The organism is Planktothrix sp. FACHB-1355 (assembly GCF_014748295.1).
Lineage (GTDB): Bacteria > Cyanobacteriota > Cyanobacteriia > Cyanobacteriales > Aerosakkonemataceae > Aerosakkonema > Aerosakkonema funiforme_A.
Window position 1 is genome coordinate 1 of the sequence record NZ_JACJUP010001076.1, and the last position, 2,427, is coordinate 2,427.

A 2,427-nucleotide genomic window follows, 5' to 3' on the forward strand; every position below is an offset into this window, starting at 1 on the left:
TCCGATCTCATAATTTCTAACCATCCATCACTATAAGAAAGCCTTGCAGCGCGACTTTCTCCCAATTCCTCTAAAATAGTTTCAAATTGTTGCCAGCTAATATCTTTCAGCAACAATTGTTGCCCTGGTTGTACGATAATTTGTTCCAGAACTAATTGCATCCTTTTCCCCTAACCCCTAACCCCTAACCCCTAACCCCTAACCCCTAGCCCCTACATCAAGAACGCTTACCAGAAGGCTTCGTCAAAGCTACCGCTTGCGATACTGCCTCATCCAAATTATCAATCACAGACACTCCCAGCGCCCCCAAACGCTCTTTTGCCGCGTCTATCTCGCTACCCGCCAAACGCACGACAAAATAGGGGTTGTGACCGTTGCCCGTTTCCGTGCTATCTTGGCGGGGACGGCGCACAGGTCTGCTGGGTAAAGGCGAAACCAGCCCCTCACCGTAATTTCGCTGTACGAAGTTGGAAATAGCATCGGCAAGTTCATCGCAGGAAGTCACGCCACCCAAAATATTCACGAGCAAGACTTTGATACTATTTTCATGTGCGATCGTTTCCAGACCTTTTTCCAAGCGATCGCACAGCGTTGTCGCTACATTGCTGGGAACTTCTTCGCCCACATTCAAGCAGCTAGCTGGCTTTCCTCCGGCTTGGTAAACTGAATCCAAAGTTGCCATCGCCAAACCGGTGCCATTGCAAACTATGCCGATATTTCCTTCCAGTTCCCACAAATCCTCGCTGACCGGTGCAGGCGTTTCTCCACAATGACCGCACAGATGCGGTTTCCCCCGCCTTACTTTGGTCGCCAGTATAGCTAAATCCGGATGGCGTTGCAAAGCACAATCGTTGGCTGTGACCTTACCGTCCAAAGCCATCACTTCGCCATTTGCATTCACACCCAGAGGATTGATTTCCACTAAATCCAAGTCTTTCTGGACAAACAGATTGTACATAGCTTGGAGGATATCGCTGACCGACTGAATCAAATTGCCTTCCAATCCCATCTTCAGAGCTAGCCGTCGAGCGTAGAATGGGGAAAATTCTTGCTCTATTACCACCTGCTGCATTTGTTCCATCACTGCTTCCACATCGATGCCGCCTTTGGGAGAACCCAAAAGCACGGGGCGGCGAAGGGTGTAATCTAGAGCCACAGCCAGATAAAATTCCCTTTCGGCATCGTATCTCGCTTCTGCCAGCAACACCTCTGGGTATTGTCCCATTATGGGCAGATGGAAAATTGTTTGTGCGGCTGCGATGGCATCGATCGTATTTTCTACAAACTTAATTCCCCCTGCTCTCCCTCTTCCCCCTGCTGGCACTTGAGACTTCAGTACCACCGGATAGGGTATTTTCAATCCCTTTAAATCTCTGGGGCTGTCAATTCTTTGGGAGGGCAAAACGGGAATACCGATTTCCCGAAATAATTCTTTTGCCTGATACTCTAATAAGTCCATATCAAAATATTAATTAAAAATCACTGAGGAAAGAAATCTTCTTCACTTTTACTTTACCACTTTTTACACATCTTTGATGTAAATTAGTTAATTTTTTCTTTCCTCTTTAATTTTTAGTTTTTATTTTTCATTTGTTCCTGCCACTCACGAGCTACTAAATCGATGCCATAAAATCTTTGCCAGAAGCGGTCTACCGCCCAAGTCGGCAACACTTTGGTCATAATAAACAGCAGGAATTCGCCACCCGTAGCAGCGATATAGCGCGGACGAGGACGAGGATCTGTAAGCGATCGCACAATTACTTCAGCCACCCGTTCGGATGTCCAAGCGCGACTGCTAGTTTGTTCCTGTAACCCTTCTAACTTCTTAAAAGCAGCGCGATAGGGAGTCTGTTCGGGATCGGGAACTGTTTCCTCAACTCCTTGGGCAACCACATCAAAAAAATCGGTAGTCACCGGCCCCGGTTCGATGACGCTGACCTTGATATTGAAAGGTTCCAGTTCCATACGGAGAGCATCGCTGAGTCCTTCCAAAGCAAATTTCGAGGAACTGTATATACCCCCAAAAGGAAACGCCAGTCTTCCTCCTAAAGAACTAATATTGATGATTCTGCCACCACCGCGATCGCGCATCCCAGGTATCAAAGCGCGACTCAAAGCCAATGGCCCCAGCAAATTCACCTCAAATTGCCGCCGCGCCGATGCAGATGGAATCAATTCGAGCGGCCCCATTTGACCGTAACCGGCATTATTCACCAAAGCATCCACCCTACCGAAACGCAGGATAGCAGCTCTCGCCAAAGCATCCACCTGCTCGATCGACGACATATCCGTAGGGACAACCAAAACTTCTGCCCCTGCTTTGCTACAGTATGTGGCAGTTGTATCCAGCTTGGCCCGGTTACGCGCTGCCAACACCAATCGAATGCCAGGAAACTTTTTGGCTAAAACTTGCGCCAAAGCAGCGCC

The 2,427-nt window shown here is 48.2% G+C and carries 2 protein-coding genes; both read right to left on the bottom strand.

The genetic code is table 11. The features are described from left to right. Positions 1 to 217: 217 nt before the first annotated feature. Positions 218 to 1,459: a succinate--CoA ligase subunit beta gene (locus H6S82_RS29175; protein ID WP_190463847.1), complete on the bottom strand. Its 1,242-nt coding sequence runs from the start codon at positions 1,457 to 1,459 to the stop codon at positions 218 to 220. Positions 1,460 to 1,572: 113 nt separating this feature from the next. Further along, positions 1,573 to 2,427 (bottom strand): SDR family oxidoreductase (locus tag H6S82_RS29180; RefSeq protein WP_191057173.1); only part of this gene is annotated, 855 nt, incomplete at its 5' end.

What these genes read in the sequence shown, in the direction of transcription:
- H6S82_RS29175 (WP_190463847.1), bottom strand. Translation starts at nt 1,459, where the DNA reads ATGGACTTATTAGAGTATCAGGCAAAAGAATTATTTCGGGAAATCGGT.